This is a genomic window from Nocardioides sp. BGA-UO-ETr-FS32 (genome assembly GCF_059567905.1).
Genome location: NZ_JCAQOX010000017.1, coordinates 1 through 15,582 on the forward strand (window position 1 = coordinate 1; position 15,582 = coordinate 15,582).

A 15,582-nucleotide genomic window follows, 5' to 3' on the forward strand; every position below is an offset into this window, starting at 1 on the left:
GACACCGACTGCGACGCCGTCGCCCTGCAGCTCAACACCCGACCCCGCAAGACCCTCGAATGGCAGACTCCCGGCCAGGCACTCAACAAGAGGCTCGTTGCAACAGCCGGTTGAACTAGCGAGCCACGGCCACTGTCGGTGGGCTTCCGTAGACTCGAACACATGATCGACGGACTGGCAGCCGGGGCACGGGGGGTCGCAGACGACCTCTCGGCCTCCGAGGTGCTGTCAGAGATCCGCGACCGCAAGGCTGCCGAGGACCGGGCCGCGGCCGAGCAGCTCGTGCTTGCCGCCCGGTGGGCGGACCTGCACCCGCCGGAGTCGATCCACGACGCGGCATCGTTCACGGTGCCGGGGTGTGAGCACGAAGAGCCCATCGCCGGCGAAGGCGCACCCTTGGTGGCGGAGTTCTGCGTCGCCGAGCTCGGCACCACCCTCGGCATCTCGACCACGGCGGCGAAGAAGCTCATCGGCCACGCGCTCGAGCTGCGCCACCGCCTCCCGCGGCTGTGGGGCCAGGTCCAGGCTGGTCGGGTGCCGGCGTGGCGGGCACGCGCGGTGGCGGACACCACCATCCACTCCTCACCCGCACTCACGGCCGAGGCGGCGGGGTTCGTCGACTCCCAGGTCGCCGCCGTCGCCGGACGCATCGGGTCCGCGCAGCTCGACCGGCTCGTGGCCGAGACGATCAAGCGCTACGACCTTGCCGTCGCGGACCCGACGAAGGACCCCGAGGACGGCTACCTCGCCGTCGATCCGCGCCACGTCACGGTCGACAAGGACGACGTGCACTACGCCGGCACCCTGCACCTGGAGGCCGACCTCGACATCGCCGACGCCCTCGACCTCGACCGCGCCGTCGCCCACCACGCAGCGGTCCAGAAGGCACTCGGGTCGAAGCTGCCGCTCGACGCACGCCGGGCCAAGGCCCTCGGCGACCTCGCCCGTACGCAGACCGCACTCGACCTCGCCTTCCAGGACGATGCAGCCCGGGAGGGTGGTGTCGAGGCTCGCGGAACTCATCCTGAGGAGCCGACGGACGAGGCGTCTCGAAGGGCTCGCACCACAACCACCGAAGACAGGGGCGAGGACGACGACCACCCCAACCTGCCCGCCGCTCGCGAGGTCGTCATCCACGCCCACTTCGACGCCACCTTCTCCGGCGACACCACGGTCTTCGGTCCCACCGGACGCATGGAGAACGGGCAGCGGCTCGCTCTGCTCGACCAGGTCCGCTCTTGGTGCTCAGACTCGCGCACCAAGGTCACCGTCAAGCCCGTCATCGACCTCAACGCCCAGCTCACCGCGCAGGGCTACGAGATCCCCGCCCGGATCCGCGAGCAAGTCCAGCTGCGAGATCGGACGTGTGTGTTCGCGTGGTGTACCCGCCCAGCCCGTGGCTGCGACGTCGATCATGTCGTCGCGTACGACCACGACGCCGAAACCGAGGGCAGACCCCAGCCCGGTCCCACACGGACCGACAACCTCGCCTGCCTGTGTCGCTTCCACCACCGGCTCAAGACCCACTCCGCCTGGCGCTACGCGATGGTCGAGAACGGGGTGTTCGAGTGGACCTCACCCCACGGCCACCGCTACCGCCGCGACCACACCGGCACCACCGCGATCGACCCACCCGCCCCGCCCGGCGTCCCGCGACCACGGCGACGATGACCCCGCCCCACACCCCGCCGATCAACGATTGGCGGGGTCACAGGCACGTCCTGACCCGAGATGGGCGCCGACCCGCCTCCGCATGCTGTTCGTCCGTCCGGACTCGAACAGCAGCGACTCCCGGCCCCGGCCATCCGACCTTGCTCATCGACGCTCGCCGGAATCCACCAGCGGGCGTCGGTGTGGCGCGGACCGCGAGGCGGCGGCCAGCCACGGCAAGGTCATCAGAGCCCACACCAGGCACACCACGACGACCTCCACCACGACCTACCCGGGCCAGGGCCCGAAGAGGTCCAGCAAGGTGCCCGACGCCGGCTTCCGGTTGAGATAGCCATAGTTGGTGCCGGCAGCCATGTTGAAGGACATCGCCGCCACAGCCCACGCGAGGGTGACGACCACCGCGAAGCGATAGCTCTTCCACGTCACCGGGACGCGGAGGCCGAAGATGAGGTAGACCGCCGCCCAGACGACCAGGAAGTGCATGCCCCAGAACATCAGGTAGCGCGGGTCCGGGAACGGCTGGCTCAAGGCCGGGGTGATGATGCCCTGGACCGTCAGGGTCAGGCCCCAGAAGTACACCAGCGCGGTCGCCGCCCAGTGCCGCGTCCACAGCGCCACCACGGCCGCGATCCAGGCGAGGTCGCACAGCTGGAGCGGGAGTGACGTGGCGATGTCGTAGTCGCCCGGGAGCAGCTGCAGCACCTGCATGGGCACCGTGAAGCAGATGATGAGGACGGCGAAGCCACGCCGAAAACCGATCTCGGTGGGGCTGCCGCGGTGCGCCCGACCCAACAGGGCCAACGCGACGCAGACTGCCAAGAAGCCGGCGATGAGCACGTAGTGCTCGAGCGAAAAGGTGTCGAAGCGAGTGGCAGCTGCCGAGGCGGTCAGGGTCATGACCTCAGCGTGACCCGGGTCACATGTCGCACGCCCGAGTAGCGGCGCTCAATCACTGTCCGGTCGAGGGCCCTTTGCGCCTGGTCACCGGAAACCGCATCACCCCAGCATCGACCGCACCAGCGCCGCGACCTCTACCACGTCGACGGCACCGGACGTGTCCACCTCGAGGAGCGGCCCGAGCCCGAGGTGGGCCACCTCCTCGCCCCACAGCTCCGCCTCGCCGCGCAGCCCGTCGAGGTGTCGCTGGTCCCTCACCCGACCGAGGTAGCGCTCGCGGGCGATCTCCACCGGCACCAAGCAGCGCACCTCGACGATCGGCCCGGGCAGCGAACGGGCGAGCGGTTCCGCGTAGGGGTACCACGTGCTGTCGATGACGGCAGCCGGACAACCCTGCGCAGCACCGAGCAGCGCGTGCACCGCTGCCCGGCCCAGCCGGCGGGACGCCTCGACGTCGGCCGGTGCGCCCATGGCGTCCATGAGCGCCTCTTTGACCACGTCCTTGGAGAGGTGCGGGACGCCCAGCTCCGCCGCGAGCGCGCTCGACAGCGTGGTCTTGCCCGACCCGGGCCAGCCGCCGACGAGCACGAATCCACGCACGCGACGCTCTCGTCAGCCGGACAGCGCAGCCCGGAGCCGCGCCTCATCCACCCGCCAGAAGTCGTGCTGGCGGCCATCGACCAGGGTCACCGGGATCTCGTCGCGGTAGCGGTCCTCGAGGTCGTCGTCGGTGGTGATGTCGACCTCTTCGTACGCCTCACCGAGGTCGGCGCAGACAGCCTCGATCACGGCGCGGGCGTCGTCGCAGAGGTGGCACCCGGGACGGGAGTAGAGGGTGACGCGTGGGGTGGTCATCCGAGCAGCCCCTGGACCCGGCGGCGCTCGATGCCGCGGAGCCGGCCCTTCTGCACCTTGCCGGTCGCGGTGAGCGGCAGCTCGTCGACGACCTCGATGCGCGACGGCAGCTTGAAGCGCGCGAGGCGCACGATCGCGTGGGCCCGGACCGCCTCCTCCAGGTGGGTCACCGGGCGGGACGGGACGACGTACGCCACCACGGCCTCGCCGGTCTCGTCGTCGGGGACGCCGATCACGGCGGCGTCGGCCACGCCGTCGACCTCGCGGATCACGTCCTCGACCTCGGTGGGATAGACGTTGAACCCGCTGACGATGATGAGCTCCTTCACCCGGTCGACGAGGAAGAGGTCGCCGCTGGCGTCGAGGAACCCGACGTCGCCGGTGGAGTACCAGCCGTCGGCGTCGGGGCCGTCGGACCCGTCGGGCCAGTAGCCGCTGAAGAGGTTGTCGCCGCGGACCTGGATCTGGCCGGGGTCCTCGCCCTCGACCTGTCCCCACGTCTCGTCGACGAGGCGCAGCTCGATGCCGGGCAGGGCCGCGCCGACCGAGCCCGCGTGCGGCTCCTTGCTGCACAGCGTGCTCGTCACGACCGGCGCCGCCTCGGTGAGCCCGTAGCCCTGGTGCACGGGGATGCCGGTCAGGGAGGTGAACTGCTCGATCACCTCGGCCTCGAGCGGAGCCGAGCCCGACAGCACCAGACGGACCGGGCCGAGGCGCTCGCGCAGGTGCTCGTCGGGCAGCCACTGGGCGAAGACGGGCGGCGCGATCGGCACCACGCTGCAGGCCTCGTCGTCGATCAGGTCGAGGACCGCCTGGGGGTCGTAGCGCTCCACGAGAAGCAGCCGCGCGCGATGGCGCAGCACCCCGCCGAGGACGGCGTTGAGGCCGTAGACGTGGAACAGCGGCAGCACGCCGAGCACCACGTCGTCGCCGTGCATCATCGGCGGCTCGACCGCCGCCACCTGCTCGATGTTGGCCAGCAGCGCCCGGTGGCTGAGCATCGCCGCGCGCGGCAGGCCGGAGGTTCCGCTGGTGTAGAGCAGGGCGGCGAGCTTCTCGGGATCGGGCAGCGGCGGCACGGGGCGTACGACGTCCGCGCGCAGGTCGGTGAGGGCCAGCTCCCCCTCACCCGGCTCGACGCCGGTGACCACGACCGTCGGTGGCGTGGCCTCGGGACCGAGCTCGCCCAGCGCGGCGCGTACGACGTCGACCGCCGTCTCGTCGACGACCACGAGGCGGGAGCCGGAGTCGGCGACCATGCGCGCGACCTCGCCGGCCGTCGACCTCGGGTTGACCGGCACGGCGACGACCTGGGCGCGGAGGACCGCGAGGTAGGTCGTGACGAACTCGATCCGGTTGCCGACGACGATCATCACCCGCTGCCCGGCGCGTACGCCGTGGGCGCCGAGACCGGTCGCGAGGCGGGCGACCTCGTCCTCGAGCTGCGCCCACGTGAGCGAGCGTCCACCGCTCTCGACGAGGGCCTGCCGGTCGGGGACGTCCGCGGCGGCCTCGGCCACCAACGCGGAGATGTCGTTGCGCGGCATGGGCAGATCCTTCCACAGCTAGGCTTGACGGGTGACCCCGTCCGAGCGACCGCGACGCCTCAACCTGCAGCAGCGCTCGGCCCTGGCGGGCGAGGCAGCTGCGGCCTCGGCGGAGGTCGAGAACGCGCTGCTGACGCCCAGCGACCCCGCCGCCGCGGCGTTCTTCGACGTCGACAACACGGTCATGCAGGGCGCGAGCATCTTCCACTTCGCCCGCGGCCTGCACCGCCGCCGGTTCTTCACCACGCGCGAGATCGCCGGGGCCGCGTGGAAGCAGGCCTACTTCCGCATCGTCGGCGTCGAGGACCCCGAGCACGTGGCCGACGCCCGCAACTCGGCGCTGTCCTTCATCGCCGGACACACCACCGCCGAGCTCGAGGAGCTCGGCGAGGAGATCTTCGACGAGGCGATGGCCCACCGGATCTGGCCCGGCACCCGCGCACTCGCGCAGCTGCACCTCGACGAGGGCCAGCGGGTGTGGCTGGTGACCGCCGCCCCGATCGAGATCGCCACCATCATCGCCCGTCGTCTCGGCCTCACCGGCGCGCTGGGCACGGTCGCCGAGCACGTCGACGGCGTCTACACCGGCCAGCTCGTCGGCGACCTCCTCCACGGTCCGGCCAAGGCCGAGGCCATCAAGGCCCTCGCCGCCCGCGAGGGACTCGACCTCGCCCGCTGCTCGGCCTACTCCGACTCCAGCAACGACCTGCCGATGCTGTCGATGGTCGGCGACCCGTGCGCGATCAACCCCGACGCCCGGCTGCGCGCCCACGCCCGCGCCCACGGCTGGCGGATCCACGACTACCGCACCGGGCGCAAGGCCGCCCGTGCCGGTCTGGTGGGCGCGGCCGTTGCGGGTGCGGTCACCGGTGCCGTCGCCGCCGGGGTCAGCGTCCGGGGGCGTGGACGCTCCGCCTGAGGTGTAACTCAAAGTTACTCACGGGTTCACAAGACCCTCGCGGCCGCCTATCGTGAATGATGCTGCAACCGGGAGGGGACACACCGCATGCGGTCATCAGACGACCTTCAGCATGCCTTCGACGAAGGCATGGACGCGCTCAGGCGCGCAGTCCTCGCTGCCCTCTCGCCGCAGCTCGTCCCGCAGCCCGCCGGTCACGTCCTCCTCGCGGAGACCGCGATGCCCGACTCCGCTCCGCTGCGGAGCCCCGGCTCGTCCGGGTCGAGCCCCGTCGGCGACGAGGACCGGGCGACGTCCTCGGAGATCGACGAGGCCGAGCGGGAGCGGCTCATCGCGCTGGTCGAGCTGGCCCGTGCCGGCGACAAGGAGGCGTTCGGCCTCCTCTACGACCACTACCACCTCTCGGTCTACCGCTTCCTCTACTACCGCACCCGCTCGCAGACGCTGGCCGAGGACCTGACCTCGGAGACGTTCTTCCGCGCGCTGCGGAGCATGAACAACTTCCGGTGGCAGGGCAAGGACTTCGGCGCCTGGCTGATGACGATCGCGCGCAACCTCACCACGGACCACTTCAAGGCCGGTCGCACCCGCCTGGAGATGACCACCGAGGACATGACGCCGCACGACGACACCACCGAGGGCCCCGAGAGCACGGTGCTCGCGGGACTCACCAACGAGGTGCTGCTCAAGGCCCTCACCGAGCTGCCCACCGAGCAGCGCGAGTGCCTGATCATGCGATTCCTCCAGGGGCTGTCGATCGCGGAGACCGCGCGCGCCCTCGACCGGTCGGACGGCGCCGTCAAGCAGCTGCAGCTGCGCGGCGTACGCAACCTGGCCAAGCTGCTGCCGGAGGGGTTGAGAGACACGTGACACACCCCGTAACTCCCGCCTCGCCTGACTCGTTCGTCCATGTGGGAGGAACCACCCGCAGTGAGACAGGACGACAGCGATGACACCCGCCTTCTCGGCACACCGGCGTGCCGACGAGTTCGAGGCACTCCTCTCCCGAGGCACCGGCACGCCGCTCACCGAGCGTGACGCGGAGCGGTTCGCGGCCCTCCTCGACGTCGTCGCCGACCTGCGGTCGGTCCCCCAGCCGACGCCGCGCGCCGAGTTCGTGGCGTCGCTGCGCGAGGGCCTGATGGCCGAGGCCGACACCGTCCTGGTCCGCCAGCCCGCCGCGCCGTCACGGCTGGCGATGCCCGCCTCCTCCCGCACGCGCCAGCGCCGCATCGGCGCGCTGCTCGGAGGCGCCGCGCTCGTCGGCTCCGCGGCGACGATGGCCGTGGCCGCCCAGACCGCCCTGCCCGGTGAGTCCCTCTACGGCGTGAAGCGGAGCATCGAGTCCGCACAGGTACGCCTCGCGACCGACGACGCCGCCCGCGGCCGCGCGCTGGTGGCGCAGGCCGGCACCCGCCTCACCGAGCTCGAGGAGCTGACGGCCGGCGACGCGGGAGACCAGCTGGTCGCCGACACGCTGGACACCTTCACCCGCCAGTCCGGCGACGGCGTGGGCAGCCTGCTGACCGCCTATGAGGCCACCGGTAGCGACCGCGACGCCCAGGACGCCCGCGACTTCACCACCGCCAGCATGGATCGCCTCGAGGCGCTCGAGGACCAGCTGCCCGAGAGCGCCCGCGACGAGCTGGTCGCCGCCGGCCGTACGCTCACCGACCTCGACCTCGAGATCAGCAACGCCTGCGTGGCGTGCACTGGCGGCATCACCACGACGCCGGACTTCCTGCTGTCCAGCGCGCCGACGGACCTCCTCGAGGGCCTCGACGCGGACGACCTGACGCTCGAGGCGGCCCCGATCTCGGGCCAGGACCTCACGGGCATCACGGTGCCGGAGGAGCTCGACCCGCAGCAGCCGCTGCCCACGGCGGGCCTGCCGTCCACGCCCGCCGCGTCGACGCCGACGCTCCCCGTCCCGACGACGTCCCAGCCCACCAAGACCGAGCCGACCAAGCCGGTCGACGAGGCCACCGAGACCGTCACCGACACCACCGGTGAGCTCGTCGACGAGCTCGACGACGCCACGGGCGGCGCCCTCGGCGGACTCACGACCGACCTCGACGACGCCACCGGCGGCCTCATCGGCGAGGTCACCGGGACGCTCGACGACGCCACCGGCGGCACGCTCGGCGACGCGACGGGCAACCTGCTGCCCTGATGCGAGGCGCTAGCTGAAGACCCCGTCGCGATCGCGGAGCAGGTCGAAGAGCGTGTGCTGGATGGTCTCGCGCACCTGGTCGGTCACGTTGAAGACCAGCATCGGGTCCTCCGCCTCGGCGGCGTCGTAGGAGTCGGTGCGGATCGGCTCGCCGAACTCGAGGATCCACTTGGACGGCAGCGGCACCATCCCGAGCGGACCGAGCCAGGGGAAGAACGGCGTGATCGGGATGTAGGGCACGCCCAGCAGGCGCGCCAGCGACGGCAGGTTGCCGACCAGGGGATAGATCTCCTCCGCGCCGACCACGGAGAGCGGGACGATGGGTACGCCGGTGCGCAGCGCCGCGGACACGAACCCGCCGCGACCGAACCGCTGGAGCTTGTAGCGCTCGCTGAAGGGCTTGCCGATGCCCTTGAAGCCCTCGGGCCACACACCGACCAGGTCGCCGCCGGACAGCATCCGCTCGGCGTCCTCGATGCAGGCCAGGGTGGCGCCGCCCTTGCGCGCCAGGGAGCTGACGACCGGCAGCCGGAAGACGAGGTCGGCGCCGAGCGGGCGCAGGAAGCGGCCCGTGTGGTCATGCACGGTGAGCATCGTCATCAGGCCGTCGAGGGGCACCGTGCCCGAGTGGTTGGACACCACGAGCGCGCCGCCCTCGGCGGGGATGTTCTCCAGTCCGCGGACCTCCAGGCGGAACCACTTCTGCGCGATCGGGCGCAGCGCGGCCATGAAGAAGCGCTCGGTCAGCTCGCGGTCGAAGCCGTAGTCGTCGACCTCGTAGTCGCCCTCCAGCCGGCGGCGTACGAACGCCATCAGCTCGGCGAGGCGGCGCTCCCAGTCGTCGCCGAAGACCTCGTGGGCGGCACCCTGGAGCGCGGACAGCCACTCCCCGACCGGGATCCCGGTCGTGGGCGGCGCCTCGGCGACCGTCTCCTGCTGGGGCGGTCCGGCCTGCGGCTCCGCGCGCGGCGGCTGTGCCTTCTTCGTCGACGCCTTGGCGGGCTTCTTCGGGGACGTACGGGCCGACGGGGCCAGGTTGCGGGCGGCCGAGGACGGCCGTGCGCTGCCGGAGCCACGACCGGGGCGGCCGCCGGTACCGATCGGGATCACGACGGCGCCCTCGGTGCCGTTGCGGGCTTCCTCAGGCACGACCGGCCCCTTGCGTCGGACGGGATCCGGTCGGCGACAGCTCCCGGCAGAAGTCGGCGAAGGCCTCCGCGGTGGTGTAGGTCGGCTCGAAGCCGAGCTCGCTGCGCATCCGGGTGGTGTCCACACCCCGACCGTAGGTCAGGAACCCCAGCTGCTCGGGTGAGAAGTCCGAGATGCGGGCCTGTCGCATGGTCGCACCGAGGCGACCGACGGCGAAGCTCGGCAGCGCGACCGTCGGCCGGCCGAGGCGGCGTACGGCCTGGCTCAGCGTCATCAGCCCGTCGCCGGCGACGTTGAACGTGCCGGGGATGCCGGAGACCGCGGCGTGCCGCAGGACCCGGAGCAGGTCGTCCTCGTGGAGGAACTGCAGCCGCGGGTCGAAGCCGAGGACGCGCGGCACGACAGGCAGGCGGAAGTAGTTGGTGAGCGGGCTCGACACGTGCGGGCCCACCACGTTGGCCGCGCGGATCATCGTGACGTCGACGTCGGGGCGTCGGCGGGCGAAGCCGCGGACGTAGCCCTCGACCTCGAAGACGTCCTTGCCGTAGCCCGAGGAGGGCAGGCGCTTGGGCCCCATGTCCTCGGTGAACATCGCGGGGTCACGGGGGCTGGAGCCGTAGACGGTGGTGGTCGACTTCACCACCAGGCGCTCGACGGTCGTCGACTTCTGGCACGCAGCGAGCAGCTGCATGGAGCCGATGACGTTGAGCTCCTTCATCGTCCCGCGACCGCCGGCCGAGCCGGGCGTCGCGATCACGCTCATGTGGACGACGGTGTCGACGTCCTCCTTGGCGATGACCTTGGCGATGACGGGATTGCGGATGTCAGCGCGGACGAACGAGACGTCCCCGATGTCGCCCCGCGGCGGGACGACGTCGACCCCGATGACTCGATCGATGGACGGGTCGCCGGCCGCGGCGCGCGCGAAGCGTCGCCCTATGTCCCGGGATATCCCGGTGACCAGCACGACCCGCCCCATGGTCGAGGGTGTTACTTGCCGAGCTTGCGGCGCTGGACGCGCGTCTTCTTGAGAAGCTTGCGGTGCTTCTTCTTGGCCATGCGCTTGCGCCGCTTCTTGATGACAGAACCCACGTGGATCAGACCTTTCCTTGCGACCGGCGTTCGCCGGTCGGACCCGCACACCCTACTTGGCAGGGAGGTGGACCGCGGAATCGAGTCGGAGCAGTGGGATCCGGTCCGGGACGGGGGTCGTCAGCCGGCGTTGTAGAAGCTCTTGCGGAGGTACTCGTTGACGTCGTCCTCGGTGACCCGGAACGAGCGGCCGACGCGCACCGCGGGGAGCTCGCCGCCGTGGACGAGCCGGTAGACCGTCATCTTCGAGACGCGCATCTTGGCTGCGACCTCGGCAATGGTCAGGAACTGCGCCTCGGACATGTCGCCAGGGGTGTTCTCAGCCATGGTGTGCACCGATCCTTCGTCGCGGCGACGGCGCCGGCTTCCTCGCCGGCGTCACAGGCGTGCCGCTTTTGGTGAGAATAGGGCTCGCGTGACGCGTGGGGAAGAGGAATGCCAGAGAAACTTGTGTGACTAGCGGCGTGTCGGGTTGAACCTTTACCTTCCCGAGACCTCAGCTGGGGATCTCAGGGCAGCGGGTCGAGGCCGTGCAGCGGGAACACCTCGGTGCGGGTGGCGTTGATCGCGCGGTCGAGCCAGGCATCGGGGTCGTATCCCGCCGACCAGTCGCGATAGGCCGGCGTACGCCCGTCCGTCATCCGGTGCGGGGCCGTCGCGCCCAGCACCTCGGTGACGTACGCCCGCCAGCCCGGCGGCGTCGGGAGCGCGGGGTCCAGTGGGCGACCCGCGGCGATGGCGAGCAGGTGCGCCCAGGCACGCGGCACCACGTCGACGATCGAGTAGCCGCCACCGCCCGTGACGACCCAGCGCCCGCCCGCGACTTCGTGGGCGAGCTCGTGGAGCGCGAGGTAGGCCGCGCGCTGGCCGTCGATGCTGAGCATCATGTGGGCGAGCGGGTCGTTCATGTGGGAGTCGCAGCCGTGCTGGGTGACCAGCACCTGCGGGGCGAACTCGCGCAGCACCGGCGGCACGACGGCGTGGAAGGCGCGCAGCCACCCCGCGTCGGAGGTGCCCGGGGGGAGGGCGACGTTGACGGCCGTGCCCTCGGCGCCCGGGCCGCCGGTGTCGGAGGGGAAGCCGGTGCCGGGGAAGAGCATCTGCCCGGTCTCGTGCAGCGACACCGTGAGGACCCGCGGGTCGTCCCAGAAGATCTTCTCGACGCCGTCGCCGTGGTGGACGTCGATGTCGACGTAGGCCACCCGCTCGGCGCCGTCGGCGAGCAACTGCTTGATCCCGACTGCGACGTCGTTGTAGATGCAGAAGCCGCTGGCCTTCTCGGGCATGGCGTGGTGGAGGCCGCCGGCGATGTTGACCGAGTGCAGGGACTCCCCGCTCCACACCTGGCGGAAGGCCTCGAGGGTGGCGCCGACGACGTGGGCGCTGGCGAGGTGCATGTCGGAGAAGACCGGGTCGTCCTCGGTGCCGAGACCGCGGGAGGCGTCCTCGTAGCCCGGTGTCGCGCCGGCCCGCGTCACCGCGTCGATCAGTCCCTGGTCGTGCACCGTGGCGATCTGCTCGTCGGTGGCGACGGGCGCGTCGACCAGCGTGATCAGCTCGAGGACGCCGAGCTCCTCGGCCAGCCGCATCGTCAGGTCGACCCGCACGGGCGACATCGGGTGGGTGGGCCCGAAGTTGTACTCGCAGAGGGTCTTGTCGAACACGACCGACGTGGGCCCGGAGCACTCCATGTGGCGGACGTTACCCCTCCTTGCCCTCACCGGTCGCGAGCGACCACGACGGTGTTGGCCAGGTAGCGCCCGTCGTCCCATCCGGTGCACGTCACCAGGACGAGGCCGGGGTCGCGGTCCTGGGCGAACAACCGCCCGGCGCGGGCCGCGAGCTGCTCCTTGCTGAGGTCGCGGACGACCCGGACGTCGAAGACGAGGATCCGTGCGCGGGTCACGACCTGGATGGCGTCGCCGACCTCGAGGTCACCGAGGTCGTCGAAGACTCCGGCACCGTCGTGCACGGTGTGGCCGGTCAGCACCGCCGTTCCCCGGCGACTGCCCGGTCGGGCTCCCGCGCTCCACCACCCCACGAGGTTCGGATCGGCAGGTGGGGCCAGCACGCCACCGGACTCCACAGAGACCGCCGCCACCGGAGCGCGCACGCCGAGCGCCGGGATGCGCACGGCGAGCGGCGGCCCGGGAGCGGTCCACGTACGGTCTGCGGCGGGCGGCGGCTCCGTCGCCACAATGGCACCGCCCGAGGCGGCCCCCGACCCCTCGGAGACGTCGGAGACGTCGCGAGCGCCCAGGGACACCGCCATCACCACGGCCAGGGCGAGGCCGAGCACCCCGCCGACCACGGTGGTCCAGCAGGCGACGGTCATGAGGCGAGGTGGTCGCACCGTGCTCTCCCTCCACGAGGACGCCCCCGGCTGGTGCCGGGGGACGTCCGGCAGGGTCAGGACCGACGGATCCTGGTCAGCACACCGCCGGCGATCGCCAGCAGGACCAGCCCGCCTGCGACGAGGCCGAGACCCCATCGCTTCCCCGCGAGAGCGCCGTCAACGGCACTGGCGGACAGGCCGGCGTCCACGACCTTGGGCACCTCCGCCGCCGGAGCGGGCGGTTGCGACGCCTGGGCTCCGAGCACCTCGACGTCGTCGGCCGGGGCCTCCGTTTCCTGGACCGGCTCCTGGCTCGGCTCCTGGCTCGGCTCAGGCGAGGTGGCCGTGGAGGGCAGGACCTCGGGCGGCTGCGTGGTCGGTGGCTGCGTGGTCGGTGGCTGCGTGGTCGGCGGCTGCGTGGTCGGCGGTGGGGTCGGGCAGACCACGGCCGGGTGGTCGAAGGCGTAGCGGAACTCCTCGTGGGTCACGGCCGGGTGGTCCACCACCTCAGTCAGCCGCTGCAGGTAGAACCAGTCGGCCAGGCCCGCGCTCCCGTGGCTCATGTAGTGCAGGCCCCAGCCGGTGTCGTCCAGCCAGGTCACCTGGGGGTTGTTCGTGTGCGGCTCGTGCGTGACGTTGTCCTGCCAGTCCGGGTCGTCGAGGCCGGTCGGCACAGCCGGGATCACGCCAGCCTCCAGCGGGCCACCCGTCCACGAGTAGTGCTGCCAGCCAGCGAAGACCTCCTCCGTCCAGGCAGCCTCGTCGACGACCGTGCGCTGGTCGACCTGCCGCCATCCCTCACCGGGGGCCGCGAGCACCCAGTCGGTGGTCTCGGTCCATGCCTCGGAGGGGACGCACGTGGTGTCCGACCCTGTGGGGGCCGAGCCGGCGCTTCCGGCGGAGAGGAACAACATGCCACCGCTGAGTACCGCGATGGCGCCGGCGAGGGCGAGCACGAAGGCCACCCTGACCATTCCCGAGAGTCGTGAACGTGCGAATCGTGCCGCGGTCATGACCATCACCTAGTTCTGCGGTCCGCGGGAATGACCTGGTCGGTCCCCTCCATCCTCCCTCGCCAGCAGGGCGAAGTCGCTCAGAGGTGACCCACCAGACAGGCCGCGACCAGGCCGGTCTGGACCATGCCGTCAGCTGCCCTCGGCCAGCTCTCGCGAACGGTTGCGCGCGGCCTCCATCGCGGCGAGGAACGCCGCGCGGACCCGATGGATCTCGAGCTCGCGCAGGGCGGAGGCGGTCGTACCGCTGGGCGAGGTGACCTGCTCGCGCAGCACGACGGGGTGGGTGCCGGTCTCGCGCAGCATCGCTGCCGACCCGACGAGGGTCTGCACGACCAGCTCGGTCGCCGTGGCCCGCGGCAGCCCGAGGTGGACGCCCGCCTCGATCATCGACTCGACGACGAAGAAGATGTAGGCCGGGCCGGAGCCGGAGATCGCGGTGACCGCGTCCATCTGCTTCTCGGGGATGCGCAGCACCTTGCCGGTGGAGGCCATCAGCGACTCCACCTCGGCGAGGTGGGCCTCGTCGCAGTGCTGGCCGGGCGAGATCGCCGCCATGCCCTCGTCGACGAGGGCCGGCGTGTTGGGCATGACCCGTACGACGGCGACGCCCTCGGGCACCCGCGACTCGATGAAGGCGGTGGTGATGCCGGCGGCCAGCGACACGACGAGCTGCCCGGCACGCAGGTCGGGCGCGATCTCGTCGAGCACGTCGCCCATGTCCTGCGGCTTGACGACGAGCGCGACGGTGTCGGCCTTCGCGGCCGCCTCGCGGTTGGAGACCACGGCGACGCCGTAGCGCTCCTCGAGCTCGCGGGCGCGCTCGGCACGCTTCTCGCCGACCATCAGCTGGTCGACCCGGCGCCCGGCGCGCACCAGCCCGGAGAGCAGGGTCTCCCCCATCACACCGGCACCGATGATCGCTGTAGTCATGGAGCCCAACCTACTGCTCCCGCTCCTTCGTCGCGGAAGCTGTGCGCTCACTTCTTCGAGACGAGGGAGCGTACGAAGAACGCCAGGTTCTGGGGCTTCTCGGCCAGGCGGCGCATGAGGTAGCCGTACCACTCGGTGCCGTAGGGGATGTAGACCCGCATCGTCTCGCCGGCCGCGGCCAGGCGCTTCTGCTCCTCGGGCCGGATGCCGTAGAGCATCTGGAACTCGTAGGTCCCGGGGCGACGGCCGAACCTGCTGGCGAGGGACGACGCGATCTGGATCATCCGCGGGTCGTGGGTGGCGATCATGGGGTAGCCCTGGCCGCCGAGCAGCACCTTGAGGCAGCGTACGTAGGCCTTGTCGACGTCGAGCCGGTCCTGGAAGGCGACGTCCTCCGGCTCCATGTAGGCGCCCTTGCACAGCCGGACGCGGGAGCCCTCGTAGGCGAGCGCGCGGCAGTCGGCCTCGGTGCGGTGCAGCATCGCCTGCAGCACGGCGCCGGTCTCGGGGAAGTCCTTGCGCAGCTCGCGCAGGATCGTCAGCGTCGAGTCGGTGGTGGTGTGGTCCTCCATGTCGAGGGTCACCGTGGTGCCGGCGTTGCGGGCGGCGCGGCAGATGTCGCGCGCGTTCTCCAACGCGACCTTGTGGCCGTTGTCGGAGAGGGACTGCCCGATGGCGCTGAGCTTGACCGACACCTCGGCGTGCGGCGCGAGGCCCCTGGCGGCGAGGTCGGCGAGCAGCTCCTTGTAGGCGGCGACGGTCGCCTCGGCCTGGGCGGCGTCGGTGGTGTCCTCGCCGAGGTAGTCGAGCGTCACGCGCAGGCCGTCATCGACCAGCACCCGGGTCGCCGCGACGGCGGTCTCCGTGGTCTCGCCGGGGACGTAGCCGGTGACGATGCCGCTCGAGACGGGCATCGTGGAGACCAGCCGCTTCACCCCCTGGCTGCGGGCGAGGAGCAGGATCGGCTGGCGGAGCAACGACATGGCCCGAAGGCTACG

17 protein-coding genes and 1 pseudogene are annotated in these 15,582 nt (G+C 71.4%); 5 read left to right on the forward strand and 13 right to left on the reverse strand.

The features are described from left to right. Both AC57BS_RS20175 and AC57BS_RS20180 read left to right on the forward strand, forming a co-directional pair. Window positions 1–114, forward strand: a pseudogene (locus AC57BS_RS20175) (IS30 family transposase); the annotation flags it as partial. Window positions 115–162: 48 nt separating this feature from the next. Further along, window positions 163–1,671, forward strand: a complete 1,509-nt coding sequence (locus AC57BS_RS20180; protein WP_496413238.1) for an HNH endonuclease signature motif containing protein — start codon at window positions 163–165, stop codon at window positions 1,669–1,671. Window positions 1,672–1,938: 267 nt separating this feature from the next. Here AC57BS_RS20180 and AC57BS_RS20185 read toward each other — a convergent pair whose 3' ends face one another. From AC57BS_RS20185 to AC57BS_RS20200, 4 genes are all read right to left on the reverse strand, one after another. Continuing rightward, the gene (locus AC57BS_RS20185; protein ID WP_496413239.1) at window positions 1,939–2,568 is read right to left on the reverse strand and encodes a YwaF family protein; all 630 of its coding nucleotides are present in this window, start codon (window positions 2,566–2,568) and stop codon (window positions 1,939–1,941) included. 99 nt (window positions 2,569–2,667) lie between these two features. Continuing rightward, complete coding sequence (locus AC57BS_RS20190; RefSeq protein ID WP_496413240.1) at window positions 2,668–3,168, reverse strand: P-loop nucleotide/nucleoside kinase family protein; 501 nt, start codon at window positions 3,166–3,168, stop codon at window positions 2,668–2,670. Between the two features lie 12 nt (window positions 3,169–3,180). Beyond that, window positions 3,181–3,423, reverse strand: coding sequence for a glutaredoxin family protein (locus AC57BS_RS20195; RefSeq protein WP_496413241.1), 243 nt, complete (start codon window positions 3,421–3,423; stop codon window positions 3,181–3,183). Next, window positions 3,420–4,970, reverse strand: coding sequence for a class I adenylate-forming enzyme family protein (locus tag AC57BS_RS20200; protein WP_496413242.1), 1,551 nt, complete (start codon window positions 4,968–4,970; stop codon window positions 3,420–3,422). The genes AC57BS_RS20195 and AC57BS_RS20200 overlap by 4 nt, the downstream gene beginning before the upstream one ends. A gap of 31 nt (window positions 4,971–5,001) precedes the next feature. Between AC57BS_RS20200 and AC57BS_RS20205 the strand changes: the two genes are divergently transcribed. The 3 genes from AC57BS_RS20205 to AC57BS_RS20215 all read left to right on the forward strand — a co-directional run bounded on the left by AC57BS_RS20205 (window position 5,002) and on the right by AC57BS_RS20215 (window position 8,062). After that, window positions 5,002–5,889 carry an HAD family hydrolase gene (locus tag AC57BS_RS20205; RefSeq protein WP_496413243.1) on the forward strand — a complete coding sequence of 296 codons (888 nt, stop codon included), beginning with the start codon at window positions 5,002–5,004 and terminating at the stop codon, window positions 5,887–5,889. Between the two features lie 129 nt (window positions 5,890–6,018). Next, window positions 6,019–6,759, forward strand: coding sequence for a sigma-70 family RNA polymerase sigma factor (locus AC57BS_RS20210; RefSeq protein ID WP_496413244.1), 741 nt, complete (start codon window positions 6,019–6,021; stop codon window positions 6,757–6,759). Window positions 6,760–6,838: 79 nt separating this feature from the next. Further along, the gene (locus AC57BS_RS20215; RefSeq protein ID WP_496413245.1) at window positions 6,839–8,062 is read left to right on the forward strand and encodes a DUF5667 domain-containing protein; all 1,224 of its coding nucleotides are present in this window, start codon (window positions 6,839–6,841) and stop codon (window positions 8,060–8,062) included. A 9-nt stretch (window positions 8,063–8,071) separates the two neighbouring features. Here the strand turns inward: AC57BS_RS20215 and AC57BS_RS20220 are convergent, their stop codons facing one another. The 9 genes from AC57BS_RS20220 to AC57BS_RS20260 form a co-directional block, all read right to left on the reverse strand. After that, window positions 8,072–9,211, reverse strand: a complete 1,140-nt coding sequence (locus tag AC57BS_RS20220; RefSeq protein ID WP_496413246.1) for a lysophospholipid acyltransferase family protein — start codon at window positions 9,209–9,211, stop codon at window positions 8,072–8,074. Continuing rightward, a complete protein-coding gene (locus AC57BS_RS20225; RefSeq protein ID WP_496413247.1) occupies window positions 9,204–10,190 on the reverse strand; it encodes an SDR family oxidoreductase in 987 nt (328 codons plus the stop codon). Before AC57BS_RS20225 ends, AC57BS_RS20220 begins: the two co-directional genes overlap by 8 nt. A gap of 11 nt (window positions 10,191–10,201) precedes the next feature. Further along, window positions 10,202–10,303: a 30S ribosomal protein bS22 gene (locus tag AC57BS_RS20230; RefSeq protein WP_008356322.1), complete on the reverse strand. Its 102-nt coding sequence runs from the start codon at window positions 10,301–10,303 to the stop codon at window positions 10,202–10,204. A gap of 120 nt (window positions 10,304–10,423) precedes the next feature. Next, window positions 10,424–10,630: a helix-turn-helix domain-containing protein gene (locus AC57BS_RS20235; RefSeq protein ID WP_129454864.1), complete on the reverse strand. Its 207-nt coding sequence runs from the start codon at window positions 10,628–10,630 to the stop codon at window positions 10,424–10,426. A 182-nt stretch (window positions 10,631–10,812) separates the two neighbouring features. Next, complete coding sequence (locus AC57BS_RS20240; protein ID WP_496413248.1) at window positions 10,813–11,994, reverse strand: acetoin utilization protein AcuC; 1,182 nt, start codon at window positions 11,992–11,994, stop codon at window positions 10,813–10,815. Window positions 11,995–12,020: 26 nt separating this feature from the next. After that, window positions 12,021–12,638, reverse strand: a complete 618-nt coding sequence (locus AC57BS_RS20245) for a class F sortase (RefSeq protein ID WP_496413249.1) — start codon at window positions 12,636–12,638, stop codon at window positions 12,021–12,023. A 74-nt stretch (window positions 12,639–12,712) separates the two neighbouring features. Beyond that, a complete protein-coding gene (locus AC57BS_RS20250) occupies window positions 12,713–13,651 on the reverse strand; it encodes a hypothetical protein (RefSeq protein WP_496413250.1) in 939 nt (312 codons plus the stop codon). Window positions 13,652–13,783: 132 nt separating this feature from the next. Further along, window positions 13,784–14,584, reverse strand: coding sequence for a pyrroline-5-carboxylate reductase (proC, locus tag AC57BS_RS20255; RefSeq protein WP_129454866.1), 801 nt, complete (start codon window positions 14,582–14,584; stop codon window positions 13,784–13,786). A 47-nt stretch (window positions 14,585–14,631) separates the two neighbouring features. After that, window positions 14,632–15,567 carry a proline dehydrogenase family protein gene (locus AC57BS_RS20260; RefSeq protein WP_496413251.1) on the reverse strand — a complete coding sequence of 312 codons (936 nt, stop codon included), beginning with the start codon at window positions 15,565–15,567 and terminating at the stop codon, window positions 14,632–14,634. Window positions 15,568–15,582: the final 15 nt, after the last annotated feature.